Raw genomic sequence first — 23,142 nt, 5'->3', positions numbered from 1 at the left:
GGGTGCTCAGGTGAGCAGGTGGAGGGGGTGGCCGGTGAGCGGGTCGTCGCGCTGCCAGGCCTCGGCCAGGCCGTCGACGCCGGACAGGTCGCCGAGCAGGATCGCGCCGACCAGCCGGTCGCCGCGCAGGACGAGCTTCTTGTAGCTGCCCCGGGTCGCGTCGGTGAGCCGCAGCACGTCCAGGCCCGGGTCGAGGGTCTCGTCCACGTCGCCGAAGGCCGCGTACTCCAGGCCGCCGGTGCTGAGCCGGGCCGGCGGCCGGGAGCCGGTGTAGCGGGCGTCCGGGTCGGCGCCGGAGAGGTGGAGCGCCAGCACGTCGGCCTGGTCCCAGGCGGGGAGCGCCAGGCCGTGGACGGTCTCGCGGTGTTCGGCGCAGTCGCCGATCGCGTACACGCCGGGTACCGCGGTGGCGAGCCGGTCGTCCACCAGGACTCCGGTGGCGACCGGGACGCCGGCGGCGTGCGCGAGCGCGGTCCGCGGCCGGGTGCCGCAGGCGAGCACCACCAGGTCGCACTCCAGGAGGTACCCGCTCGCCAGCTCGACGCCGGTGACGCGCTCCTCGCCCCGCAGGGCGCGGGCGCGGTTGCCGGTGTAGGTCTCGACCCCGAGCGCACGCAGTCCGGCCCGGAGCACCGATCCGGCCTCGGCATCGAGTTGACGCTCGATCAGATAGGGCCCCTGGTGGACGACTTCGACGGGGACGCCGAGGACGGCCAGCGCCCGGGCGGCGCTCACGCCGAGCACCCCGCCGCCGATCACCACCGCCCGGCGGGCGACGACGGCGTCCTCGGCCAGCCGGGCGCAGTCGTCCAGGCTGCGCAGGGTGTGGACGCCCTCGGTGAGGCCGCGGCCGTCCGCGCGGCGCAGGCCGCGAATGGGCGGCAGCACCGGGTTTGAGCCGGTGGCGAGCACCAGGTCGTCCCACGGTTCCACGGTGCCGTCGGCGAGGCCGAGCGTGCGGGCCGCGGTGTCGAGCGCCACCACCTCGCAGCCGGGGCGCGGTTCGGCCCCGCCCAGCGGCAGCGCGATCGCCTCGGCGTCGTAGCGGCCGGTGAGCACGTCGGCGAGCAGCACCCGGTTGTAGGGGGCGCGGGCCTCGGCGCCGTAGACGGTGACCCTGCCGGTGCCGCCCAGCGCGGTGTGGCGCTCGGCGAAGCGGGCCGCGGCCATGCCGCCGCCGACCACCGCGATCCTGCGGTCCTTCGCGGTCCTCATGACGCCACCTCCCCGGCCCGTTCGACCCGGACCGCGCAGAGCTTGAACTCCGGCATCCGGGAGACCGGGTCGAGCGCCGGGTTGGTGAGGGTGTTGGCCCGCCCGGCACCCGGCCAGTGGAACGGCATGAAGACGGTGTCCGGCCGGATGGTGTCGGTGACGCGGGCCGGCGCCACCGCGCGGCCGCGCCGGCTGACCACCGTGACCAGCTCGCCCTCCGCGACGGCGAGGCGGGCGGCCAGCCGCGGGTGCAGCTCCACGAAGGGGCCCGGCGCGGCGGCGTTCAGCTCCGGCACCCGCCGGGTCTGCGCGCCGCTCTGGTACTGGGCGAGCACCCGGCCGGTGGTCAGGTACAGCGGGTAGTCGCTGTCCGGCTCCTCCGCCGCCGGGCGGTGGGTGACGCCGGCGAACCGGGCGCGGCCGTCGGGGGTGGCGAACCGGTCGAGGAAGAGCCGCGGCGTGCCCGGGTGCGCCTCGTCCGGGCAGGGCCAGAAGACGCCGTCCTGCGCCGCGATCCTCCGGTAGCTGATGCCCGCGTAGTCGGCGTCCCCGCCGGCCGACGCGCGGCGCAGCTCCTCGAAGACCGGCTCGGCCTCGGCCGGGAAGCCGTCCACCACGCCGAGGCGGGCGGCGAGTTCGCGCATGACCCAGAGCTCGCCGCGTACGCCGTCGGGCGGGTCCAGCGCACGGCGGCGGAGGATGACCCGGCCCTCCAGGTTGGTGGTGGTGCCGTCCTCCTCGGCCCACTGGGTGACCGGGAGCACCACGTCCGCCAGCCGGGCGGTCTCGGAGAGCACCGGGTCGGCGACGACCAGCAGGTCCAGGGCGCGCAGCCGGGCCGTCACGTGGGCGGCGTTCGGCGCGGAGACCACCGGGTTGGAGCCCATCAGCAGCAGCGCCCGGGCGCCGCCGGGCCGCCCGAGCCCGTCCAGCAGCTCGTACGCGGAGCGGCCCGCGCCGGGCAGCGCCGCCGGGTCCACGCCCCAGACGCCGGCCACGTGGGCCCGGGCCGCCGGATCCTCGATCGAGCGGTAGCCGGGGAGCTGGTCGGCCTTCTGGCCGTGCTCGCGACCGCCCTGGCCGTTGCCCTGGCCGGTCAGGCAGCCGTAGCCGGAGCGGGGCCGGCCGGCCTTGCCGGTGGCCAGGCAGAGGTCGATCCAGGCGCCGACGGTGTCCGTCCCCTTGCTCTGCTGCTCCGGGCCGCGGGCGGTCAGCACCATGCCGGTCGCCGCCCCGCCGAACAGCTCGGCGGCGGTGCGCAGTTGCGCCACCGGGACGCCGGTGAGCCGCTCCACCCGGTCCGGCCAGTGCGCCATCGCGGCGGCCCGGGCCCGGTCGAAGCCGGTGGTGCGGGCGGCGACGAACTCCTCGTCGACCCGGCCGTCCGCGATCACCAGGTGGAGCAGGCCGAGCGCCAGCGCGAGGTCCCCGCCGGGCCGGGGCTGGAGGTGCAGGTCCGCCTCGTCCGCCGTCCGGGTGCGGCGCGGGTCGACCACGATCAACGTGCCGCCGTTCTCCCGGAGTTCGCGGAAGTAGCGGAGCGCCGGCGGCATCGTCTCGGCCGGGTTGCCGCCGACCAGGATCAGGCAGTCGGTGTGCGGGATGTCCTCCAGTGGGAACGGCAGTCCGCGGTCCAGTCCGAACGCCCTGCGGTGCGCGGCCGCCGCCGAGGACATGCAGAACCGGCCGTTGTAGTCGATGTTGGCGGTGCGCAGCACGACCCGGGCGAACTTGCCCAGCTGGTAGGCCTTCTCGTTGGTCAGCCCGCCGCCGCCGAACACCCCGACGGCGTCCGCCCCGTGGCGCTCGCGGACCGCGGCCAGGCCCTCGGCCACGCGGTCCAGCGCCTCCGCCCAGCCCGCCGACCGCAGCGGCCCGCCCGGCCGGTCGCGCAGCAGCGGCCCGGTCAGCCGGACGTCCCGCGCCAGCAGGGCGGGCGCCGAACGGCCCTTGCCGCAGAGCGCGCCACGGTTGACGGGGAAGTCCGGCCGCTCCAGCACCTCGGCCCGGGCCGCACCCACCTGAGCTCCGGTGCGCAGCCGCATGCCGCACTGCAGCGAGCAGTACGGGCAGTGGGTGTCGGTGGTCGTCGTCATGGCGACGAATCTGACCGGTGATCGTTTCGCCGCCGGGTCCCCCGTGTTGCGCGCGCGGTACGCCTCGCTCACGCCCTCGCCGGACCGGGGTGCGCGGCCGGACATCAGTCGTAACCGGACGGGCGGATTCGCTAACGCGCAGGTGACGGGCGGGCAATCCCCGCGTAACGCGGCCACCGCACCCTTGCGGCCATGGCACCCTCCCCCACACCCGCCGGTCCGCGTCCCCCTGCACAGCCGGGCCCCCTCACCGGCTTCAGCATCGGGGTCACCGCCGCGCGCCGCCGCGACGAACTGGTCGCCCTGCTCACCCGGCGCGGCGCCCAGGTGGTCGAGGCGCCGGTCCTGCGGATCACCCCGCTCGCCGACGACCTGGCCCTGCGTCAGGCCACCGAACGCTGTCTCGCGGCGCCGCTCGACTACGTGGTCGCCACCACCGGCGTCGGCTGGCGCGGCTGGATGAGCGCCGCCGAGGGCTGGGGCCGGGGCGCCGCCCTCGCCGACGCCTGCCGGGACGCGGTGGTGCTCAGCCGCGGCCCCAAGGCCACCGGTGCGGTCCGGGCCAGCGGCCTCGGCGAGGGCTTCTCGCCCGACTCCGAGGCCACCGACGAGCTGCTCACCTGGCTGCTGGCCCGCCCGCTGGCCGGCCGCCGGATCGCCGTCCAGGAGCACGGCATCCGGCTGGACGCCTTCGCGGCCGCCCTGCGCGAGCGCGGCGCCGAGGTGATCTCCGTCCCCGTCTACCGCTGGGAGCCGCCGGACGACCCGGCACCGGTGCGGCGGCTGGTCGAGCAGACCGTCCGGCGCCAGGTCCACGCGCTCACCTTCACCAGCGCCCCGGCGGTCACCGCGTTCATGGAGACCGCCACCGCCGAGGGCCTGCGCGGACCCCTGCTGGACGCGCTGCGCGGGGACGTCCTGCCGGTCTGCGTCGGCGCGCTCTGCGCCCGGCCGTTCGCCGAACTCGGCCTGCCCGTGGTCTTCCCCGAACGCGGCCGGCTCGGCTCGCTGGTCCGCCTGCTCGCCGAGGCGCTGCCCGGGAGGGGCCGACAGGAGGTGGCCCTCGCCGGGCGGGTGCTGACCCTCCAGGGCAACGCCGTACTGGTCGACGGCCGGAGCCACTGGCTCAGCCCGCGCGGCGCCGCCGTACTGCGCGCCCTCGCCGAGCGGCCGGGCCGCGTACTCAGCCGCGCCGAACTGCTCCGCACCGCCTGGGCCGACGCCACGGCGGACGAGCACGCCGTCGAGGCGGCGGTCGGGCGGCTGCGGGCGGCGCTCGGACCGCACGGCGGGCTGATCCGGACGGTGCCCAAGCGCGGCTACCGCCTGGCGGCGGGCTGATGGGCGCCGGCGTGCGGCCGGGGCCGGGGGCGCCTCCGGGCGCGGGCCCGGGGCGGGGTGACCGTCCGGTGCTGCTCGCCGTCGCGCACGGCAGCCGGGACCCGGCCGGGGTCGCCACGACCAGGGCGCTGCTGGAACGGGTGCGCGCACAGCGGCCCGGACTGGACGTCCGCTGCTGCTTCCTGGACCTCGCCACGCCCTCGCTCCCCCAGGCACTGGCCCGGCTCCGCGACGACCGGCCGGCCGTCCTCGTGCCGCTGCTGCTCGGCACCGGCTACCACCTGCGGGTCGACATCCCCGGCGCGCTGGCCCCCGCCCGGCCGCCGCACGTCCGGCTCGCCCCCGCGCTGGGCCCCGACCCGCTGCTGGCCTCCGTGCTCGCCGACCGGCTCGACGAGAGCGGGCGGCCCGCGGGCGCCGGCCCGGTGGTGCTCGCCGCGGCCGGCTCCTCCGACCCGGCGGCCGTCACCGACACCCGCCGGATGGCCCGCCTGCTCGCCGCGCGCCTCGCCGACGGCCGGCCCGTCGTCCCCGCCTACCTGTCCGCCGCCCGCCCGACGCCGCGCGAGGCCGTCGAGGCCCTGCACGCCGAGGGCCACCAGCACGTCGCCGTCGCCACCCACCTCCTCGGCCCCGGCTTCTTCGCCGACCGCGCCGCCGGCACCGCCGCCCGCTGGACCAGCGCCCCGCTCGGCGCCCACGACACCCTCGCCCGCCTGGTCGCCGCCCGCTACGACCGCGCATGCCTCGACCTGGCACGCGACGACCCGGCGTACGACGACCGGGCATGCGAGGACCGGACGTACGACGACGCGGCCCGGCGGCGACCGGAGCCGGCGATCGCCCGCGGCTGAGGCCGGGGCCGGGCGATCGGGCCGGTCCCTCGGGGCGTGCCGGAGGCCCGCGCGGGCTGCGACGGGCTTGCCGGCTCCCCGAGCCTGTCGGCCTGCTCACATCCGCACGTCGGACCGGGACGGGCCCGCCGCCGCTGCGTAGGGTGGATCTTGTCGGTGCGGGTGGCGCTCGGGTGACGGGGTGGACGTTGGGTACGGGAACTTCTCTGACGGCTCGTCAACTGCTGGGCCTGCTGGTCGATTCCGGCACCTTCCGGAGCTGGGACGAGCCACTCGGCCCGGAGCCCGCCGAGGCCGGCTACCGGGCCGCGCTGGCCCGGGCGCGGGAGCGGACCGGCACGGACGAGGCGGTCGTCACCGGAGCCGGACTGATCGGCGGCCGGGCAGTCGCGCTGGTGGCCTCCGAGTTCGGGTTCCTCGGCGGGTCGATCGGGGTGGCCACGGCCGAGCGGATCACCCGGGCCGTGGAGCGGGCGACCGCCGAACGGCTGCCGCTGGTCGCCCTGCCGGTCTCGGGCGGGACGCGGATGCAGGAGGGTTCGGCGGCCTTCCTCTGCATGCTGCGGATCACCGCCGCCGTCCAGGCCCACCGCGCGGCCGGCCTCCCCTACCTCACCTACCTGCGCAACCCCACCATGGGCGGCGTGTTCGCCTCCTGGGGGACGCTCGGGCAGCTGGTCTTCGCCGAACCGGGCGCCCGGCTGGGGTTCCTCGGACCCCGGGTGTACGAGGAACTGCGCGGCGTGGAGCTGCCCGCCGACGTGCAGCGTGCCGAGACGCTGGCCGGGCGCGGCCTGGTGGACGCGGTGGTCCCACCGGAGGAGCTGCGCGAGGTCCTGCGGCGCTCACTGGCCGTGCTCACCCTCGAGCCGACGCCCGCGCCCGGCGACGCCCGGACGGACGCCCGGCCCACCGGCCCCGCGGTCCGCCCCGACGCCTGGGAGGCCGTGCGCAGCACCCGCCGGCCCGACCGGCCGGGCGCGCGTGAGCTGCTGCGCCGCACCGCCGAGGAGCTGGTCCTGCTGGACGCCCCCGGCGGCCGGGACGGTGCGCTGGTGCGCGCGCTCGCCGTGCTGAACGGCCGGCCCGCGCTGGTGATCGGGCAGCAGCGGCAGGAGCCGGGCCGGGAACGCCCGTTCACCGCGGCCGACCTGCGCGCCGTCCGCCGCAGCGCCCGCCTCGCCGAACAGCTCGGGCTGCCGCTGGTCACGGTGGTCGACACGGCCGGCGCCGAACTCTCCGCCCAGGCCGAGCTGGACGGCATCGCCATCGAGATCGCGCACTGCCTCACCACCCTGCTCGCCCTGCGCACACCCGTCCTCGCGGTGCTGCTCGGCCAGGGTTCGGGCGGCGGCGCGCTCGCCCTGCTGCCCGCCGACCGGGTGCTCGCCGCCGAACGTGCCTGGCTCGCCCCGCTGCCGCCCGAGGGCGCCTCGGCGATCGTCCACCGCGACGGCGCGCACGCGCCCGAACTGGCCCGCTCGCAGGGCATCGGCGCCTACGACCTGGCGGACGTCGGCCTGGTCGACACCGTCGTGCCCGAGCGGCCGGACGCCGCCGAGGAGCCGGCCGCCTTCTGCGACCGGCTCGGGCAGGCGATCGGCGCCGCGCTCGGTGCCCTCACCGCCACCCCGGAGCCGCAGCGCCTCGCCACCCGCGCCGCCCGGCACCGCCGGCTGGGGGACGTCCTGGGCTGACGAGTTCCCCGGGCGGGGTCGGGGCGGGCCGACGCGAGTCAGTGCTGCGGTGAGGGCGAGGTCAGGCGGGCTGCCACAACTCGACCCGGTTGCCCTCGGGATCGGTGACCCAGCCGAATCGACCGACCCCCTCCATGTCCTGCGTCCCTTCGGCGACGTCCGCTCCCTTGGCGCGCAGTTGCGCGAGCATCGCGTCCAGGTCGCGGACGCGGAAGTTGAGCATGGTCTGCTGGGAGCGGGGGCCGAAGTAGTCGGTCCCGGACTCGAATGTCGCGAAGACCGTCGGCCCGGCTCCCTGACGCCACAGGCCGTGCTCATCGGCGTCCAGGCCCAGGCAGTCGCGGTACCACGCATTCAGGGACACCGGGTCGGCGGCCCGCAGGAAGTACCCACCGATTCCAAGCACATGTTCCATGCCGCCATCCTGCCAGGACGGCGGCCGGGCGGGCCGGCACCACACCACCGCCCGCATCCGCCCCCGGCCCGGCCCGGCCCGGTCGCGCGGGACTCGTCAGGGAGTGTGCCCGGCCGGGGCCGGCGCGGCGGTGAGGGACGCGGCCAGCCGGTCGAGGGCGGCGGCCTCCGGGCTGCCCTCCCCGGCGCTGAACACGTGCACCACCAGGCCCGTCTCGCCGGGCGCGGCCGGCACGTGCAGCGTCTCGAAGTCCAGGGTCAGCGGCCCGGTCACCGGGTGGCGCAGCCGCTTGCGCCCGGCCGAGCACATCACGACCTCGCCGGTGGCCCAGATCCGCCGGAAGTCCGCACTGTGGGCCGACAGTTCGGTGATCAGCGCGGCCAGCTCCAGGTCGTCCGGGTAGCGGCCCGCGGCGACCCTCAGCTGACCGACGGCCTCGCGGGCCCGGTCCTCCCAGTCGGGGTGGACGTCGCGGGAGGCCGGGTCGAGGAAGAGGAAGCCGGCGTTGTTGCGGCCGCGGCGGGGCGGGTCGGCGAGGCCGCCGATCAGCTCCGCGCCCAGGCTGTTCCACGCCACCACGTCGAGGCGGTGGTCGGTCGCGAAGGCGGGGAAGGGGGCCATGGTGTCCAGGAGCCGCTGCAACAGCGGGCTGGCCGTCACCCGGGGCGCGGTGCCGCGCCTGGCCCCGGCCAGGGTGGCGAGGTGCCCGCGCTCCGCCGCGTCGAGGCCGAGCGCCCGGGCGAGTGCGTCGAGCACCTCGGGGGACGGCTGGGTGGCCCGGCCCTGTTCGAGGCGCACGTAGTAGTCGACGCTGATCCCGGCCAGCTGGGCCAGCTCCTCGCGGCGCAGCCCGCGCACCCGCCGGTGGCGGCCCCCGGCGAGCCCGACGTTCTCCGGCGCGACGCGGCCGCGGCGGGCGCGCAGGAAGCCGCCCAGCGCGCGCCGGGCGTCGCCCACCCCGTCGATCCCCTCGGTCCCGTCGATTGTGCTGCCGCCGTCCGTGCGGCCGGTCCCGTCCCTCTTGTCCGTCACAGCCGTGCGCTCGATGCGGTCCACCCCGTTCATACGGTCAAGTATGGGTGGCCCTCGCAGTACCAGGACCACCGGTCCGACGGTCGAACAGGGTTCTGGCCGGCCGGCGGCGCCCGGGAGAGTGTGGTCCGCATGACCGATGCCACGCCGCAGCCGCGGAAGAAGATCCTTGTCGTCAGCGCCCACCCGGAGCCCCGTTCGCTCAACGCCTCCCTCACCGCCTTCGCCGTCGAGCACCTGCGCGCGGCCGGGCACGAGGTGCAGGTGTCCGACCTCTACGCGATGAAGTGGAAGGCCGCGGTGGACGCCGACGACTTCCCGCAGCACGCGGCGGACGGGCGGCTCGCGGTGATGGCCGCCTCGGAGCGGGCCACGCTGGCGGGGCGGCTGGCACCGGAGATCGCGGCGGAGCAGGAGAAGGTGCTCTGGTCGGACGCGGTGATCCTGCAGTTCCCGATGTGGTGGTTCTCGGCTCCCGCGATCATGAAGGGCTGGATCGACCGGGTGTTCACCGCCGGCTTCGGCTACGGCCCGGCCGTTCCGCCGCCCTACAGCGAGGGCGCACTGGCGGGGCGGCGGGCGCTGGTGTCGGCGACGATGGGCGCCCGCGAGTCGGCCTTCTCGGACCGGGGGATCCACGGGCGCCTGGCCGACGTCCTGTACCCGCTCCAGCACGGCCTGTTCTGGTTCGCCGGGGTGGCACCGCTGGAGCCGTTCGGGGTGTTCGAGTCGAACGACCTGCCCGAGGAGCGGTTCGCGCAGGCGCGTCGCGCGTACGCGCGACGGCTCGACGGCCTCTTCACCGACGAGCCGGTGCCGTTCCGCACGCTCGTCGGCGGCGACTACGACCACGACATGCGGCTGCTGCCCGGGGTGGAGGAGGCGGGGGCGAGCGGGCTGGACCTGCACGTCCGCCCGCGGGGCTGAGCCGGGGGCCGCGGCCCCGCCGGGGTGTGGCGCCGCTCTCAGATCGTCTGTACACGCAGTGGCGCCGGCCGTCCGGTGGGTGACGGCCCCGGGCGGGCGGTCGGTGAGTGCGCTCACACGCGATTGGCCGCCACGACGACCGGTAGTGGTCGGCGGGCGGCAGTCCGGGCGGACGCTCCTCGGGCGCATCCGCCGACGTCAGCGGGCACCTCGGCGGCCGCCGTGGCGGGCCCTTCGAATCCACGGCGCAGCCCCGCACTACGACGACGCATCGTAAACAGGGGGTCTTGGCGACGGCCGATCCGGTCTGGCAACAATGGCTCAGTCGTCAGCCGCCCGGCACCTGTCCCGCCGGGAAACGGCTAGCTGCCGAGTCACGCCCCGCGACCGTATCGGCCCCTGTCCGGCCATCGGTCGAGGCGGGGCGTGACACCGGCCCAACCTGATTGAGGTCCTGTTCTTCATGCCCGCTTTCAAGCTCCGTATGCGCACTTCCGCTGCTCTTCTTGCCGGCGCCGCCGGTGTGACCGCCCTGGGTGCCGGTCTGATGCCCGCCACCGCCTCGGCCGCGACCGCCTCTCCGCAGGCCATCGCCGCCCAGATCGTGCCGGCCAACCAGCTCTCCTCGTTCAGCCAGATCATCTCCCACGAGTCCAGCTGGAACGTGACCGCGACCAACCCGAGCTCGGGCGCGTACGGCCTGGCCCAGGCGCTGCCGGGCTCCAAGATGGCCTCGGCCGGCGCGGACTGGAAGACCAACCCGAAGACCCAGATCAAGTGGGCGCTGGACTACATGAACACCCGCTACGGCAGCCCGAACGCCGCCTGGTCGTTCTGGCAGACCCACCACTGGTACTAAGCCGCTCCACTCCGGCAGAAGCCGGACCGTCGAGCCGCCGAGTCACCGAGTCTCCGAGCCACCGCGCAGGCGAGCAGCTGAGCCGCTGAGCCGCTGAGCCGCTGGGGCTCCGACGCCCGCCGTCAGACCGCTGTCCCCCCTCACCCCGGGGATCGGACAGGGAGAACCGGGGTGACCGAGAGGGCCCGTGCACGCGTGATCCGCGTGCACGGGCCCTCTCGCCCGTTCCCGGGCCGGGCGCCCAACCCGCCGGTCACCGCGCCGGCGCCGGCGGCCGTTCACCGGCTCGTCCCACCGCCGACGGCCGGCAGCGGGAGCCGACGGCCCGTCAGCCGAGCGTCAGCCCTCGTCCAGGCCGAGCAGCGCGCGCGTGCGGCGGTACTTGGCCGCCAGCCGCTCGGCCGTCGCGGGGTCGAGACTGGCCAGCCGGACCGGGTCGGCGTTGTGCGCGAGGTCGGCCTGCTTGACCAACAGGGCGCCGGGGGTGGCCAGGATGCGGGCGGTGTACTCCTCCAGCGGCTCGCCCGGGCGTTTGGTGAGGGCGTCGACGATCGCCTTGGTGGTGTCCGGGAGCGCGGCCGCGGCCAGCCAGTCCCGGGTGAGCGCGTCGTCCTCGATCGCGTCGTGCAGCCAGCCTGCCGCGATCTGCTCCGCGCTGCCGCCGCGGTCCGCCACGCCGTGGGCGACCGCGGCGAGGTGCTCGGCGTAGGGGTGGCCGTTCTTGTCGACCTGCCCCTCGTGCGCGCGCCGTGCGATCGTCTCCACCTCGGCCAGGCTCAGATAGTCCACCAGGTCATCGTAGGCCTCCGGGCATCTGGTTGACTGCGGCGGTGCCGGGCGACCCCCGGCCGCACCCACGCACCGCCCACGGGCGGCCGACACGCGTGTCGCCACCGCGCCACGCCGCCAGGCCGCCACGTCGCCGTCCCGACCGGGGCGACCCGAGCCCTCCGAGGAACCATGCCCAGCCTGCATCCGTTGCTCTCCGGCTTCGCCCCGGTCTGGGCCCTCACCGGGGTCGGCTACCTGGTCGGCCGCAGCGGCCTGCTCGGGCCGCACGCGGACACGGTGCTGAACCGGTTCGTCTTCCATGTGGCCATGCCTGCCGCGCTCTTCCTGATGATCGCGCGCGAGCCGCTGGACCGGTTCGCCAACCCCTCGATGCTCGCCTTCGCCGCCGGAACGGTGGTCGCGACGGGGCTCGGGCTGCTGGCCGCGCACCGGCTGTTCGGCCGGGAGCTCCCCGAGCGGGCGATCGGCGGCATGGCGGCCGGCTACGTCAACTCGGCCAACCTCGGCATCCCCGTCGCCGTGCAGGTGCTCGGCGACGCGTCCTTCGTCGCGCCGGTGGTGTTGTTCCAGATCCTGCTGGTCACGCCGGCCGTGCTGACCGTGCTGGACAACGGGCGCGCCGGCCGTCGCGCGCTGCGCACGCTCCCGCTGCGCAACCCGATCCTGCTGGCGGTCGCCGCCGGCGCCGTGGTCTCCGCCGTGACCTCCGCGACGGGGTGGCACCTGCCGGACGAACTCAACCGTTCCTGCACGCTGCTCGGCGGCGCCGGCGTGCCGACCGCGCTGGTGGCGCTCGGCATGTCGCTGCACCACCGCCCGGCGGCCTCCGGCACGGCCCGGTACGCGGAGGTCGGGGTGGCCGTCGCGGTCAAGACGCTGATACAGCCGCTGGCCGCGTTCGCCGTCGGCGCGTTCCTCCTCCACCTGCCGCCCCACCAACTGCTCACCGTCGTACTGTTCTCCGCCCTGCCGACGGCGCAGAACGTCTTCACCTACGCCCGCGAGTACGGGAAGGGCACCGCGCTGGCCCGGGACTCGGTGCTCTGGTCCACCCTCGTCTCGATGGCGACGCTCTCGGTCGTCAGCTGGGCGCTCGGGCCGGCCTGAGGCACCCCGCGCCGGCCGGGTCCGCCTCCACCGTCGCGTCGGCTCCGTCGCGTCGGCCCGGGCACTCCGCCCTCGCGTCGGCCCGGTCACTCCTCGTCGCGGGCCGCGGCGACCACCTCCGTCATGGCCAGCAGGAACCGCCGGGCCGTCGCCAGCTCCGCCTCGTCGAACCGGCCCATCGCGGCCACCAGATCGGCGATCAGACGCCCGAAGAACGTCTGCCCCAGCTCCATCGCCTGATCCTCCACCAGCAGTTGGACCTTGCGGCGATCCCCAGGATCGCGCTCGCGGCGGATCAGGCCGAGCCGCTCCAGCCGGTCGATCAGGCCGGTGGTGCCCGCCGAGTTGAGCCGCATCGCCTCGCCGAGCCGCCCGGGGGTCACCACCGTGCCGGCCCGGGCGGCGTCCAGCAGGTGGATCAGTGCCCGCAGGTCGGTCGGGTGCAGGCCGTTGCGTCCGGCGAACTCGGCGCCGAACAGGTCGAGTTCGACGGTCAGCCCGCGCAGCAGATGGACCAGCTGCATCGGTTCCTCGGTTCTGTCCACCCTGTCGTCCTTCCCCGGGCACATCCGTGCGACTATTATCTCGCTCAGCGAGATTATTGTTCAGCGAGTAAGTTCGCCGCCCACCGGAGGGCATGATGTCAGCACGCTCCGCCAGAACGTCCGACGCCACCGGCACCGCCGCTCCCCCGGAGGCCGGACTCGACGCCTTCTTCGCCGCCTACGACGCCGCCCTGGCCCGCTGGCCAGTCCCCGTCGAGGCCCTCACCGTCCGCACCCCGCACGGCACCACCCGGGTCAACGCCTGCGGCCACCGCGACGGCCGCCCGCTGGTGCTGCTCCACGGCGGCGGCGCCACCTCCACCGGCTGGCTCGCCAACGTCGGCCCGCTCGCCGCCGCCGGCCACCGCGTCCTCGCCGTCGACCTCATCGGCGACCCCGGCCGCAGCACCCTCGACGGCCCGCCGCTCGCCGGCGTGCCCGGCCTGCTGGGCTGGCTGGACGCCGTCCTCGACGGCCTCGCCGTCCCCCGGGCCGACCTCTGCGGCCACTCGTACGGCGGCTGGATCGCGCTGGAGTACGCGCTGCACGCCCCGGCCCGCGTCCGCCGGCTCGCACTGCTGGACCCCACCCAGTGCTTCACCGGTTTCCGCCCCGGCTACCTGTTCCGCGTCCTCCCCCTCTTCCTGCCGCCCCGCACCGCCGGCAAGGCGCGCCGCTACCTCGACTGGGAGACCGGCGGCACCGGCCTCGACCCGGCCTGGCGCGAGGTGTACGCCCTCGGCCACGCCGAGTACCCCGCCGTCCGCCCGGTCACCGGCCGCCGCCCGGACACCGCCCGTCTGCGCACCCTCGGCGCCCCGGCCCTGGTGCTGCTCGCCGAGCACAGCCGCCCGCACGACGCCCGCCGCGTCGCCACCCTCGCCCGGCAGGCCCTCCCCGAGGCCACGGTGACCGTCCTCCCCGGCGCCTCCCACCACAGTCTCCTGACGGCCCGGCCGGCCGAACTCAACCGCCGGCTCACCGAGTTCCTCGCTCCACACCCCGGACGCGCCTGAGGGCCACCGCCCGGGCTCCGGGCGGGCGCGACCCCACCGGTGACGGTGTGGCAGGCGGCCGGCGGCTCCTATGATCGGGGGCAGGTCCCGCACGCACCCGCGATCGTCCGGACAGGTGAGGTCGAGATGACGGCAGCAGCACTGGCGATGTTGCGGGCGGCCGGAGCCGAGGGGGTGGAACACCCAGGCGGCACACTGCTCGCGCACCTGCAGCGGGTCGCCGCCCTTCTCGACGCGTGGGGCGCTCGCCCGGCGCTGGTCTCGGCCGGCCTCTGCCACGCCTTCTACGGGACGGACGGCTTCCCGGTCGCGCTGCTGGATCCCGGGCGCCGCGCGGAGCTGGTCGAGGCGATCGGCACCGAGGCCGAGGCGCTCGTCCACTTCTACGCCTCCTGCGACCGCGCCTCCTCCTACCGCGGACTGGCCGACGAGGCAGGCCCGTTCGTCGACCGCTTCACCGGCACGCAGCGGTGCCCGAGCCTCCGGGAACGCCGGGACTTCGCCGAACTCACCGCGGCCAACGAGCTGGACCTCGCCGCCGTCAGCCCGGAGTTCCGCACCCGCCACGGCGCGGGCCTGCTCGACCTGTTCACCCGGTGGCGGCCACTGCTGTCCGACCCGGCCCGGGCGCACTGCCGCAGCGTCCTGGGAGCGAGCGGCCCGGTCCCGCCGTCATGACCACAGCTCCTCCCGCCTCCCGCTCCGACCTCGTCGACGAGCTCGTCCGCTCCGGTGCCCGGCTCGCCGACACACTCGCCGGCCTGACCGACGCCGACCTGCGGGCCCCTCCGCCCTCCACCGGACCCTCGCACCGACCGGCCCGTCCGTCGCCGCCCCCGGCCACGCCCTGCTCGCCTGGCTCGGCGGCCGCGCCGACGCCCCGCTCCGCAGCACCGCCGACGCTCCCCTCCCCACACCCCCCGCCTGACCACTCCCCCCGGTCCAGGCGTGGACCTGACCGAACGTGACGACAGGCCCGGACATGACCGGACGTCACGCGGCTTCAATGCCCCGCTCCTCCCGCCCGCGGCCGCCTTCCCGCCCGCCGGGGGCCGCCGCCGTTCTCCGTGGGCCCGGTCAGGCCGGCGGCGGTCCCGGTGGGTGAGCGATGAGCCCGGCGGGTGCCGGCGGGGGCGGTCGTCAGTAGATCAGGTAGCCGGGCCGGTGCCCCTCGTCCTCGATCTCGCCGGTGGCCTGCGCCCGCAGCTTGCGGGAGAGCTCCTCCAGCGCGCGGGAGGCCGCCACCTCCTCGCCGATCCGGGCGAGCGGGCGGTCCTCCGCGCTCTTGACCGCCTCCCCGTGGGCGCTGAGGCCCGGAGCCCTGGCGCCGGTCAGCCTCGCGTTGCACCCCGTGTGCACACCGTCTTCCTCGAAGCTCAGCTCCACGTCCCATTGGTTGTGCATGCCACACCTCCTGGTGCCGGCCCCCGACGTGCCTGTTCAGACCGGCACGGATGCGGACCCCGTGGCGGCTGCTCACACCAGCGTGCGCCCGCTGCGCCTGCGGCGGCAAGCGCGGCGGGCGCGGCGCTCCGCCGGCACTCCCGGCCCCGCGCTCCCGGCCCCGGCCCGCGGTGTCCCGGGGGTCGGTGTCCCGCCCCGGCGGTAGGCTGGCGACAGCGCGCCACAGCCGCGGTCGAACCACGGACCGACGGTCCGGCGCCGGCAGCGACGTTCGGGTGGTCCCTCCGTGGCGGTCTTCCTTCTCGCACTCAGCGCCGCCTGCTGCTTGGGCCTCGGCTTCGTCCTCCAGCAGCACGCGGCACAGCGGGCGCCGCGCTCCGACCTGCTGCACTGGCGACTGCTGCTCGACCTGGTGCGGATGCCGGAGTGGCTGCTCGGCACCGGCTTCATGGTCAGCGGTCTGATCCTCTCCGCGCTCGCCCTCAACCAGGGCGAAGTCTCGTTGGTCGAACCGCTGCTCGCCACCAACCTGCTGTTCGCGATGGCGCTCTCCCGGGTGCTCACCCACCAGAGCCTCGGCCGCTCCGGCTGGGCCGGGGTGCTGCTGCTCGGCCTCGGCGTGACCGCCTTCATCGTGGCCGGCCGTCCCAGCGGAGGCGGTCCACCGGCCGGGGAGCTGCGACATTGGCTGGTCGTCGGCACGGTCACCGGGCTGACCCTGCTGCTGGTCTCCCTCGCCCGCCGGCTGCCGCTGTTCGAGGAGGCCACCCTGCTCGCCCTGGCCGCCGGCCTGCTCTACGGCCTCCAGGACGCGCTCACCCGGACCACCACCCAGCGCCTCGACCACGACGGACTCGACGCCGTCCTGCGCAGCTGGCAGCCGTACGCGGTGGTGGCGGCCGGCGTGGTCGGACTGCTGCTGGTGCAGAGCGCGTTCGAGGCCGCGCCGCTGCGGATGTCGCTGCCCGCGCTGACCGCCGCCCAGCCGATCTCCGGGATCGTGTGCGCGGTCGGCTTCCTCGGGGACCGCCTGCGGGTGACCCCCGGTGCGCTGGCCTGGGAGTCGGCCGGACTGGTGGCCATCGTCATCGGCGTGATCGTGATCGGCCGCCACCCCGCCATGCCCGGCACCACCCGCGACCTCCTGGAGACCGTCGGCGAACTTCCGGAGGACGTGGACGGGGAGGCGGTGGAGGACGAGGGGCTCGCGACGAGCGGGCCCGCGGGCGGGCCCGGGTCCGGCGGCCGCGGCGCCCCGGACCCGCCGCACCCCACCGGCGGCCGCCCCGCCGCCGACGACACCGACGGCTCGGGCCACTCGGGCCACTCCGATGGCTCCGGCCGCTCCGGCGGCTCCCGGTAACGGCCCGGCGACCGCGGGACCAACGGCGGCGGAGAGGCGGCGGCATGTGCTGGAGCGCGCAGGCGGACCTGGTCGCAGGCGGCGTGGTGTCCGGCATCGGCGTGCTCTGCCTGGTCCGGACCCACCGCGCCGGCCGGCCGGAACGGCTGCCGCTCGCCGCGCTCCCCCTCGTCCTGGGCGTGCACCAGCTGGTCGAGGCCGCAGTCTGGTACGGCATCGACGGCGGGCTACCCGCCGGACCGGCCGGGTGGGCGCGTACGGCCTGGGCGGCGATCGCGCTGCCGTTGCTGCCCGTGCTCGTCCCGGCGGGCGTCTGGTGCGCGGCCCGGGAACCGGCCCGCCGGCGCGTGCTCCTGCCCTTCGTCCTCCTCGGGCTGCTCGTCGCCGTCCCGCTCGCCGTGGCCGTCGCCGTCCACCCGGTGGCGGCCGCCGAACACGGCCACACCCTCAGCTACGCCATCGGTCTCCCCCACCCGGCCGTCCTGCTGACCGGCTACCTGCTCGCCACCGTCGGTTCGCTCCTCCTCAGCGGCGACCGCCTGCTCCGCCGCCTCGGCCTCCTCACCGGGGTGGGCGCCGTCGTCTGCGCGCTGCTGTGGCGGCTGGCGTTCGTCTCCACCTGGTGCGCGCTGGCCGCACTGGCGAGTCTGCTCCTCCTGCACTGGACCGGCCGTCCTCCGCGCAGCTGACCGCCGTGGGCCCGGACCGGCAAAAGGCGGTGTCGGCGTCGGTTCAGGAGACAGTGCTCGCCATCCCGCCCCCACCGGCGGCGACGCCGCCGTGCGGCTCGGCCGTGGAGAAGGGCGGCGTGTCCGCCTCGCACACGGTGCCGGGCGGTGGGAGGGTGCCGTCGGCGAGGTACCGGCTCTCGTGCGCCTGGATGCAGCTGGTGGGGTTGAACAGCGCGGTGTGCCCGTACCCGTTGTTGGTGAGCAGGCGGGCCTTGGCCAACTCCTTGGCCATCGCCTGCGCGTTGCTGTAGGGGGTGGACGGGTCGTAGACGGTGCCGACCACCAGGACGGTGGCGGCCGTGGGGTTGTTCCACGGGCCCGTGTACCGGTCGGCCGCCCGGGCCGGCCAGGTGGAACACGGCTCCGCTGCCCAGGTCCAGAAGCGTCCGGCGTCGCCCGCGCGGGCGGCGGCGGTCTCCTCCAACGCGTGGTAGACGGCGGGGTCACGCGGATTGGGGCTGTCGCCGCAGAGCACGGCACCCCCCTGTTCGTCACCCGTGTACGGAGCGGGGTTCCGGACCGGCGGCGGGGGCGGTGGGGTGGACGGCTCCGGCACGCGGCCCTCCCACAGCTCCTGGAGCCGGCCGGCGAGGTCGGCCCAGCCGGGGTTGGCGATGTAGAGGCTGTTCACCGTGTCGGCGACCGTGCCGGCATAGGTCCACGCGCCCACCGGCTGCTTCCGGAGCCGCTGCATCAGCTGGTCGAACTTGGCCCGGGTCGCCTCCGGGCTGCCGGCGGAGAAGGCGCAGCGCGCGGTGGCGGTGGACCCGCACAGGGTGAGGAACTTGTCCAGGGTCGCCGCGGCCGTCGCGTCCGACCCCATCCGCAGGAACGTCGGGAGCCGGGCGTCGTCCGAGCCGTGGTTCGTCCAGGCCTGCGGGTCGATATTGCTGTCCAGGACCATGGCGCGGACCTTGTCGGGGTAGAGGTTCGCGTAGGTCGCACCGAGGATCGTGCCGTAGGAGACCCCGAGGTAGTTGAGCTGCGGTTCGCCCACCGCTTGGCGGAGGAGGTCGAGGTCGTGGGCGGTGTCGGCGGTCGACACATGGAGCAGGAGTTCGGGGTCGCGCAGCTCGCAGCGCCGGCCCAGCTCCTTGAACGCGGCGATCCAGCTCGCCCGCTCCTGCTCGCCCACCGGGAACCCGGCCGGCTTGGTCGCCGCCCAGGCGGCGGCCTCCTCAGGGCTGCCGAAGCAGTTGACCGCGGTGCTGTTGCCGACTCCGCGGGGGTCCCAGCTGACGATGTCGAACCGTTCCCGCACCTCCTGCGGGAGGTCCTCGTAGTTCTGGGGCACCTGCACCGTCCCGGGGCCGCCGGGGCCGCCGGGGTTCACGAACAGGGTGCCGATGCGCCGCCCGGGGTCGGTCGCCACCCTCCGGACGACCGCCAGGTCGATGGTGCGACCACCGGGGTTGCCGTAGTCCAGCGGCACCTCGGCGGTGGCGCAGTCGAAAGGGCTGCCGGGTATGCAGGGACTCCAGTCGAGCCGGGGGGCGAGAACCGACGGTGAGGGCCTACCGTCGGCCCGGGCGAGCTCCGGCACCGTCACCATCGTCGAGCAGATCACCACTGCGGCGAGAGCCACCGCACGGCGCCGGCGGCCCACTGTGAATCCGCGTATCGACATGCTCCGTATTCCTCCTCGCCGTTGAGGGACCGGTGCAGCCCATTCCGTGCGCACCGGAACGTCCGCGTACACAACGACACTGTGTTCAGGCGACGGGCGCGAGCCGATCGGGGCCGAATGGGGCCGCGACGGACTGTGACGACCCTCTTGTCCCTCGGAGAAACCTCAGCCCTCGCAGCGCCGCAGCAGGTAGCTGTCCGTGATCGTGCGCGATGCAATGCCGGTACCGGCGTGGTTGGAGGGTAGGGGCGGGCAGCCGGAGGGCTACTGCCACCGCAGATGGGCCTTCTTCCGGCGCTGGCGCAACGAGGACCTGGTCGCCGAGCTCCACGACCGGCTGCGAACGCGGGTCCGCGGGACGGCCGGGCGGGATCCCGAGCCGACCGCGGGCGTCATCGACATCAGGTCCGGCTCGGGAAGCGGGCGGCGATCTCCTCCATGATCGTCTCCCGGCCCTCGTACGGGAACTCCTCCCGGGGCCAGTGGACCACCATGTCGGTGAAGCCGATCCCGGCGTACAGCTCGGCCGCGTGGAAGAAGGAACCGGCGGACTCCAGGGTGCCGTCGACCATCCCGCCGGTGAGCAGCACGCGGTCGATGGTCGCCGGGTCCCGGCCGGCCGCCTCACAGGCCCGGTCCAGCGCCTCCATCTGCCGGCGGAACAGCGGGACCAGGTCCTGGTACGGCCGGCGCTCGAAGTTGCCCGCCTCGCCGGCCGTCACCCAGAGGTCGCCGTGCTCGGCGGCCAGCCGCATGCCACGCGGGCCGGTCGCCGCGACGGCGAACGGCAGCCGGGGGCGCTGCACGCACCCCGGGTGCAGGTGCACCTCGTGCGCGGTGAAGTACGCGCCCCGGTAGCTGGTCTCGGGCGAGCGGAGCAGGCGGTCGGTGAGCTCCACGAACTCGGCGAACCGCTCACCGCGCTCACGGGCGCTCGGCGACTTCCCGCCGGTCGCCTCGTCGTCGTAGACGCCGGCGCCCGCGCCGAGGCCGCAGATGATCCGGCCCTGGGAGATGTCGTCCAGCGCCATGAGTTCCTTGGCGAAGGTGACCGGGTGGCGGAAGGTCGGGCTGGCCACCATGGTGCCCAGCCGGATCCGCGACGTGGCCGCGGCGGCCGCGGCCAGCGTCGGTACCGCCCCGAACCAGGGCTTCTCCCGCAGCCAGCGCCACATCAGGTGGTCGTAGGTCCACGCGTGGTCGAAGCCGAGTTCCTCGGCCCGCACCCATCGCCGCCGGGAGTCCGCCCAGCGGCGGTCGGGCAGAATCAGCGCACCGTATCGCATCTCGTCACTTCCCTCAGACCGACTGCGGCTGCAGGTCGAGGTCGCTGGAGTCGAGCCCCGCAGCGTGCTCGGCCACCCGCACCATGGTTCCGAGGAGGTCGCGTTCGACCTCCAGCACGTCCGCGTCCCGCAGCTCCGGCGGCCGCTGCTCGTCCTCGCCCCCGGAGTTCAGGCCGTGCGCGACCAGGTCGAGGGCGACCGCCTCCAGCCGGCGCAGCAGCTGCGGGACGACCTGGTCGTCGGCGTCGTGCGCGCGGGCGGTCATGAAGTAGTTGTCGTACAGGATCCCGAGCAGGTTCGAGCGCCGGTTGCCGCCGGTCGAGACGGCCTCCTGGAGCAGCGAGCCGCCGGCCGGGACGAGCTTGGCGGCGACGCCCGAGTGGACCAGGTGACTGACGGCGACCGCACGGCGCAGCTCGGCCACCACGGACCCCCCGCCCAGCCAGGACAGCTGCCTCCCGCGGAACACCTGGCGCACGGCCGTGAAGTCGGGCGCCCACGTGCCGCTGAAGCCGGGGTGCGCCAGGAACATCGAGGGCCGGATCAGCTCCTCGTAGACCTCGCGCGAGCAGGATCCGGTGTAGAGCAGCATCGCGCAGTAGCCGCGGACGTACGCGGACATCGCCGCGATGGCGTTCGCCTGCCGGACCCCCTCGGTGAGGGTCGCGGTACGCATCTCCTGCGCCAGCAGCCGCCAGATGACGAAGGAGATCTGGTGGCCGGTGATCCAGCGGAACCAGTGGACCCTCGGATCCGGTGCGTCCGTGGCGGCGTCCACGCCGGACGACGGGCCTCCGGGCAGCGGGGAGTCGCCGTGCGCGAGCAGGGCCGGGCAGAGCTCGCGCAGGTCGGGGCCCGACGCGGCGTCCAGCCGCAGTCGCCCGAGCTCCTCGTCGGCAGCCGCGGGCGGCGGCAGGATGAGCGGTTCGAGGCCGTAGGGGCGGCCGGCGAAGGTCCAGCCCTCAGGCGTGGACAGCTCGGCGGACAGTGCCTCAAAGCTGATGTTCATGAACCATCCGGCACGTAGGTGAACTCGAATTCGAGGCCGTTGACGTCGTAGGTGTAGAAGCTCCGGATGCCGTCCGCGTCGATCACGATGTCGGTGGGCCCCTCCGGCCGGGCGAAGTGGTAGCGCCCGGACTCGTGGAGCTCCACCCAGTGGTCCCGCCACCACTGGAGCCGCTCCGGCGAGTCGGCCGACAGGCAGGTGTGCTGGAACTGCACGGTGTTTCCGCCGGGCAGCCGGTCGTCCTGACCGGTCTGCTCGAACAGGTGGAACCGGACGTCCCCGACCATCACCTCGGTCAGGCGGGTGATCCCGGGAAGCCGGCTGAGCGTCAGCTCCGAGAAGGTGTCCAGCGTCCAGGTCTCCCGGGCACCGAAGTAGTCGCGGTACCACGCCAGACAGTTGTCCAGGTCCGCAGTCTGTATGCCGATGTGGTGGTGGTGGACTGTCATTGATGATTCCCGTCAGCTCGCCCGATTCGTGGCGCGGTGTGCGTGCCGGTGGCCAGGGCCCGTCAGGAGTCCCTGGCCACCGCATCGGCCCGTTCCGCGAGTGGAAAGTGCCCCTCGTCGTGTGGCCGCTACTTCTCGATGCGCTCGAGGTTGGTGTGGTGGTACAGGTCCGCCACCTTCTTGACGATCCGCTCGTCGCCGCTCAGCCGGGCGATCTCCGTCATGGTGCTCCAGACGAACTTCGGGCCGCCGTCCTTGCGGTAGTGCTTCCTGATGACGAGGCCGAGCACCTCCATGATGTTCTCCTCGTCGATGACCCCCGACAGCGCGTGAATGCCCTCACGCTCCTCGGCGGTCAGCTCCGGACGCTCGCAGAGGTTGGCCTCCGGGATGCCGCCGGTCAGCTCGTGCTCGAACTTGAACAGCTTCTCCACGTCGTCCACGTTGGCGACGTCGATCAGCAGGTGGACGCGGCGGGTGTCGCCGACGACACCGGCGCTGTGCGGCTTGGTGACGTCGATGAACCAGACCTCGCCCTCCTTCATCCGGTAGACCGAGTCGGACTCGTTGAACATCGCGTCCTCGGCGGTGGAGAGCACGATGTGCACGCGGTGCGCGATCCGCGCCTTCGAGACGTCGTCGGACAGCTCGACGTAGTCGCGGTGCGGGACCAGCACGCTGTTGCTGAGTGCCACCAGACGGGCGAAGGTGATGTGCTCGGTCGCGAAGTGCTTCCGGATCAGCTCCTGGACGTACGGCAGGCGCTCGCCGTCGGCGGTGAACGCGGCCGGCTCGGACGGGTCGAACTGCGAGAGGACGGTGCCCTCACCGCCGCCGGGCGTCATCAGCATGGCGCTCTTCCACGGGCGGCCGCAGACGAACTCGTCGTACGGCTCGCCGAAGTTGATGCCGAAGCTCGCCTCCAGGTCGTCCGACAGCTTCGTCCGGTCGAGGTCGATCTTGCCGATCAACTGCGTACGCATGGCTCACTCCTTGACTCGCTCATTGGACCCCAGAGGAATGCGATCACCGCGTGAAAGGCTGCACAGCGCCGGCGGGGGGATTCGCCCAGGAGATCGTGCGAGGAATTGCTGTCCAGATATGCGCAACTCGTCCTCGGGGATACCCATGCTAGGCGGACGAGGCCGAACGGACGGGCGGCAATGGAGGCAGGCCGGAGGCAGCCTTCGCACCCGCCGGAATGGGCCGCACAACGCGTCGGGCCCGGGGGGGGGGGGGGGGGGGGGGGGGGGGGGGGGGGGGGTGTTGGGGGGGGGGGGGGGGGGTGGAGGGGGGAGGGGGGGGGGGGGGGGGGGTTTTCTGTCGGGGGAGAGCAGGGTGGGGGGGGGCGGGGGTTGTCGGGGGGGGTTGGGGGGA

General features: G+C 75.0%; 21 protein-coding genes and 1 pseudogene. 10 read left to right on the top strand and 12 right to left on the bottom strand.

Going from position 1 to position 23,142, the window contains the following annotated elements; genetic code table 11:
• Nucleotides 1–6: 6 nt before the first annotated feature.
• Together ACZ5WK_RS23870 and ACZ5WK_RS23865 are read right to left on the bottom strand one after the other, a co-directional pair.
• On the bottom strand, nt 7–1,215 hold the full coding sequence (locus ACZ5WK_RS23870) for an NAD(P)/FAD-dependent oxidoreductase (protein ID WP_465549856.1): 1,209 nt from the start codon (nt 1,213–1,215) through the stop codon (nt 7–9).
• Nucleotides 1,212–3,311 (bottom strand): molybdopterin oxidoreductase family protein, encoded by a 2,100-nt coding sequence (locus tag ACZ5WK_RS23865; RefSeq protein WP_465549854.1) that lies wholly within the window; start codon nt 3,309–3,311, stop codon nt 1,212–1,214. The genes ACZ5WK_RS23870 and ACZ5WK_RS23865 overlap by 4 nt, the downstream gene beginning before the upstream one ends.
• Nucleotides 3,312–3,503: 192 nt before the next feature.
• On the opposite strand from ACZ5WK_RS23865, the gene ACZ5WK_RS23860 reads away from it, so the two are divergent.
• The 3 genes from ACZ5WK_RS23860 to ACZ5WK_RS23850 all read left to right on the top strand — a co-directional run bounded on the left by ACZ5WK_RS23860 (nt 3,504) and on the right by ACZ5WK_RS23850 (nt 7,203).
• Nucleotides 3,504–4,652, top strand: a complete 1,149-nt coding sequence (locus ACZ5WK_RS23860) for a uroporphyrinogen-III synthase (RefSeq protein ID WP_465549852.1) — start codon at nt 3,504–3,506, stop codon at nt 4,650–4,652.
• 68 nt (nt 4,653–4,720) lie between these two features.
• Nucleotides 4,721–5,506, top strand: coding sequence for a sirohydrochlorin chelatase (locus ACZ5WK_RS23855; protein ID WP_465549850.1), 786 nt, complete (start codon nt 4,721–4,723; stop codon nt 5,504–5,506).
• A 188-nt stretch (nt 5,507–5,694) separates the two neighbouring features.
• Nucleotides 5,695–7,203, top strand: a complete 1,509-nt coding sequence (locus ACZ5WK_RS23850) for a carboxyl transferase domain-containing protein (RefSeq protein WP_465549848.1) — start codon at nt 5,695–5,697, stop codon at nt 7,201–7,203.
• A gap of 61 nt (nt 7,204–7,264) precedes the next feature.
• Here the strand turns inward: ACZ5WK_RS23850 and ACZ5WK_RS23845 are convergent, their stop codons facing one another.
• A complete protein-coding gene (locus ACZ5WK_RS23845; protein ID WP_465549846.1) occupies nt 7,265–7,618 on the bottom strand; it encodes a VOC family protein in 354 nt (117 codons plus the stop codon).
• Nucleotides 7,619–7,714: 96 nt separating this feature from the next.
• Nucleotides 7,715–8,683, bottom strand: coding sequence for a helix-turn-helix domain-containing protein (locus ACZ5WK_RS23840; protein WP_465549844.1), 969 nt, complete (start codon nt 8,681–8,683; stop codon nt 7,715–7,717).
• 99 nt (nt 8,684–8,782) lie between these two features.
• On the opposite strand from ACZ5WK_RS23840, the gene ACZ5WK_RS23835 reads away from it, so the two are divergent.
• Together ACZ5WK_RS23835 and ACZ5WK_RS23830 are read left to right on the top strand one after the other, a co-directional pair.
• On the top strand, nt 8,783–9,577 hold the full coding sequence (locus tag ACZ5WK_RS23835; RefSeq protein WP_465549842.1) for an NAD(P)H-dependent oxidoreductase: 795 nt from the start codon (nt 8,783–8,785) through the stop codon (nt 9,575–9,577).
• 484 nt (nt 9,578–10,061) lie between these two features.
• The gene (locus ACZ5WK_RS23830) at nt 10,062–10,436 is read left to right on the top strand and encodes an aggregation-promoting factor C-terminal-like domain-containing protein (RefSeq protein ID WP_396322511.1); all 375 of its coding nucleotides are present in this window, start codon (nt 10,062–10,064) and stop codon (nt 10,434–10,436) included.
• 339 nt (nt 10,437–10,775) lie between these two features.
• Here the strand turns inward: ACZ5WK_RS23830 and ACZ5WK_RS23825 are convergent, their stop codons facing one another.
• Nucleotides 10,776–11,225, bottom strand: a complete 450-nt coding sequence (locus ACZ5WK_RS23825; protein ID WP_396322512.1) for an HD domain-containing protein — start codon at nt 11,223–11,225, stop codon at nt 10,776–10,778.
• Between the two features lie 171 nt (nt 11,226–11,396).
• On the opposite strand from ACZ5WK_RS23825, the gene ACZ5WK_RS23820 reads away from it, so the two are divergent.
• A complete protein-coding gene (locus ACZ5WK_RS23820; RefSeq protein WP_465549839.1) occupies nt 11,397–12,335 on the top strand; it encodes an AEC family transporter in 939 nt (312 codons plus the stop codon).
• Between the two features lie 86 nt (nt 12,336–12,421).
• Here the strand turns inward: ACZ5WK_RS23820 and ACZ5WK_RS23815 are convergent, their stop codons facing one another.
• The gene (locus tag ACZ5WK_RS23815; RefSeq protein WP_465550033.1) at nt 12,422–12,859 is read right to left on the bottom strand and encodes a MarR family winged helix-turn-helix transcriptional regulator; all 438 of its coding nucleotides are present in this window, start codon (nt 12,857–12,859) and stop codon (nt 12,422–12,424) included.
• A 113-nt stretch (nt 12,860–12,972) separates the two neighbouring features.
• Here ACZ5WK_RS23815 and ACZ5WK_RS23810 point away from each other — a divergent pair, with 113 nt between their 5' ends.
• A complete protein-coding gene (locus tag ACZ5WK_RS23810) occupies nt 12,973–13,896 on the top strand; it encodes an alpha/beta fold hydrolase (protein ID WP_465549837.1) in 924 nt (307 codons plus the stop codon).
• A gap of 126 nt (nt 13,897–14,022) precedes the next feature.
• Complete coding sequence (locus tag ACZ5WK_RS23805; protein ID WP_465549835.1) at nt 14,023–14,574, top strand: DUF6817 domain-containing protein; 552 nt, start codon at nt 14,023–14,025, stop codon at nt 14,572–14,574.
• Nucleotides 14,575–15,036: 462 nt separating this feature from the next.
• On the opposite strand, the gene ACZ5WK_RS23800 is transcribed toward ACZ5WK_RS23805, so the two are convergent.
• On the bottom strand, nt 15,037–15,300 hold the full coding sequence (locus ACZ5WK_RS23800) for a dsRBD fold-containing protein (RefSeq protein ID WP_148641447.1): 264 nt from the start codon (nt 15,298–15,300) through the stop codon (nt 15,037–15,039).
• A gap of 286 nt (nt 15,301–15,586) precedes the next feature.
• Here ACZ5WK_RS23800 and ACZ5WK_RS23795 point away from each other — a divergent pair.
• A pseudogene (locus ACZ5WK_RS23795) lies at nt 15,587–16,426 on the top strand (DMT family transporter); the annotation flags it as partial.
• A gap of 281 nt (nt 16,427–16,707) precedes the next feature.
• Nucleotides 16,708–17,352: a DUF6629 family protein gene (locus tag ACZ5WK_RS23790; protein WP_465549833.1), complete on the top strand. Its 645-nt coding sequence runs from the start codon at nt 16,708–16,710 to the stop codon at nt 17,350–17,352.
• Between the two features lie 43 nt (nt 17,353–17,395).
• On the opposite strand, the gene ACZ5WK_RS23785 is transcribed toward ACZ5WK_RS23790, so the two are convergent.
• From ACZ5WK_RS23785 to ACZ5WK_RS23765, 5 genes are all read right to left on the bottom strand, one after another.
• Nucleotides 17,396–19,021: an alpha/beta hydrolase gene (locus ACZ5WK_RS23785; protein ID WP_465549831.1), complete on the bottom strand. Its 1,626-nt coding sequence runs from the start codon at nt 19,019–19,021 to the stop codon at nt 17,396–17,398.
• Nucleotides 19,022–19,422: 401 nt separating this feature from the next.
• The gene (locus ACZ5WK_RS23780) at nt 19,423–20,307 is read right to left on the bottom strand and encodes an LLM class flavin-dependent oxidoreductase (RefSeq protein WP_465549829.1); all 885 of its coding nucleotides are present in this window, start codon (nt 20,305–20,307) and stop codon (nt 19,423–19,425) included.
• Nucleotides 20,308–20,320: 13 nt separating this feature from the next.
• Nucleotides 20,321–21,316, bottom strand: coding sequence for a hypothetical protein (locus ACZ5WK_RS23775; protein ID WP_465549827.1), 996 nt, complete (start codon nt 21,314–21,316; stop codon nt 20,321–20,323).
• The gene (locus tag ACZ5WK_RS23770) at nt 21,313–21,765 is read right to left on the bottom strand and encodes a VOC family protein (RefSeq protein WP_396322520.1); all 453 of its coding nucleotides are present in this window, start codon (nt 21,763–21,765) and stop codon (nt 21,313–21,315) included. The genes ACZ5WK_RS23775 and ACZ5WK_RS23770 overlap by 4 nt, the downstream gene beginning before the upstream one ends.
• Before the next feature lie 128 nt (nt 21,766–21,893).
• Nucleotides 21,894–22,748, bottom strand: a complete 855-nt coding sequence (locus ACZ5WK_RS23765) for an aspartyl/asparaginyl beta-hydroxylase domain-containing protein (RefSeq protein WP_465549824.1) — start codon at nt 22,746–22,748, stop codon at nt 21,894–21,896.
• Between the last annotated feature and the right edge of the window lie 394 nt (nt 22,749–23,142).

Source organism: Kitasatospora sp. NPDC032757 (genome assembly GCF_055579305.1).
The sequence above is the reverse complement of the archived record's forward strand: the minus strand, read 5'-3'. Positions and strand labels throughout refer to the sequence as shown.

Bases quoted from the DNA above. Each gene is read 5' to 3' on its own strand.
- ACZ5WK_RS23870 (WP_465549856.1), bottom strand. From the start codon at position 1,215: ATGAGGACCGCGAAGGACCGCAGGATCGCGGTGGTCGGCGGCGGCATG.
- ACZ5WK_RS23865 (WP_465549854.1), bottom strand. From the start codon at position 3,311: ATGACGACGACCACCGACACCCACTGCCCGTACTGCTCGCTGCAGTGC.
- ACZ5WK_RS23860 (WP_465549852.1), top strand. From the start codon at position 3,504: ATGGCACCCTCCCCCACACCCGCCGGTCCGCGTCCCCCTGCACAGCCG.
- ACZ5WK_RS23845 (WP_465549846.1), bottom strand. From the start codon at position 7,618: ATGGAACATGTGCTTGGAATCGGTGGGTACTTCCTGCGGGCCGCCGAC.
- ACZ5WK_RS23840 (WP_465549844.1), bottom strand. From the start codon at position 8,683: ATGAACGGGGTGGACCGCATCGAGCGCACGGCTGTGACGGACAAGAGG.
- ACZ5WK_RS23835 (WP_465549842.1), top strand. From the start codon at position 8,783: ATGACCGATGCCACGCCGCAGCCGCGGAAGAAGATCCTTGTCGTCAGC.
- ACZ5WK_RS23830 (WP_396322511.1), top strand. From the start codon at position 10,062: ATGCGCACTTCCGCTGCTCTTCTTGCCGGCGCCGCCGGTGTGACCGCC.
- ACZ5WK_RS23820 (WP_465549839.1), top strand. From the start codon at position 11,397: ATGCCCAGCCTGCATCCGTTGCTCTCCGGCTTCGCCCCGGTCTGGGCC.
- ACZ5WK_RS23815 (WP_465550033.1), bottom strand. From the start codon at position 12,859: ATGCAGCTGGTCCATCTGCTGCGCGGGCTGACCGTCGAACTCGACCTG.
- ACZ5WK_RS23810 (WP_465549837.1), top strand. From the start codon at position 12,973: ATGATGTCAGCACGCTCCGCCAGAACGTCCGACGCCACCGGCACCGCC.
- ACZ5WK_RS23805 (WP_465549835.1), top strand. From the start codon at position 14,023: ATGACGGCAGCAGCACTGGCGATGTTGCGGGCGGCCGGAGCCGAGGGG.
- ACZ5WK_RS23800 (WP_148641447.1), bottom strand. From the start codon at position 15,300: ATGCACAACCAATGGGACGTGGAGCTGAGCTTCGAGGAAGACGGTGTG.
- ACZ5WK_RS23790 (WP_465549833.1), top strand. From the start codon at position 16,708: ATGTGCTGGAGCGCGCAGGCGGACCTGGTCGCAGGCGGCGTGGTGTCC.
- ACZ5WK_RS23785 (WP_465549831.1), bottom strand. From the start codon at position 19,021: ATGTCGATACGCGGATTCACAGTGGGCCGCCGGCGCCGTGCGGTGGCT.
- ACZ5WK_RS23780 (WP_465549829.1), bottom strand. From the start codon at position 20,307: ATGCGATACGGTGCGCTGATTCTGCCCGACCGCCGCTGGGCGGACTCC.
- ACZ5WK_RS23775 (WP_465549827.1), bottom strand. From the start codon at position 21,316: ATGAACATCAGCTTTGAGGCACTGTCCGCCGAGCTGTCCACGCCTGAG.
- ACZ5WK_RS23770 (WP_396322520.1), bottom strand. From the start codon at position 21,765: ATGACAGTCCACCACCACCACATCGGCATACAGACTGCGGACCTGGAC.
- ACZ5WK_RS23765 (WP_465549824.1), bottom strand. From the start codon at position 22,748: ATGCGTACGCAGTTGATCGGCAAGATCGACCTCGACCGGACGAAGCTG.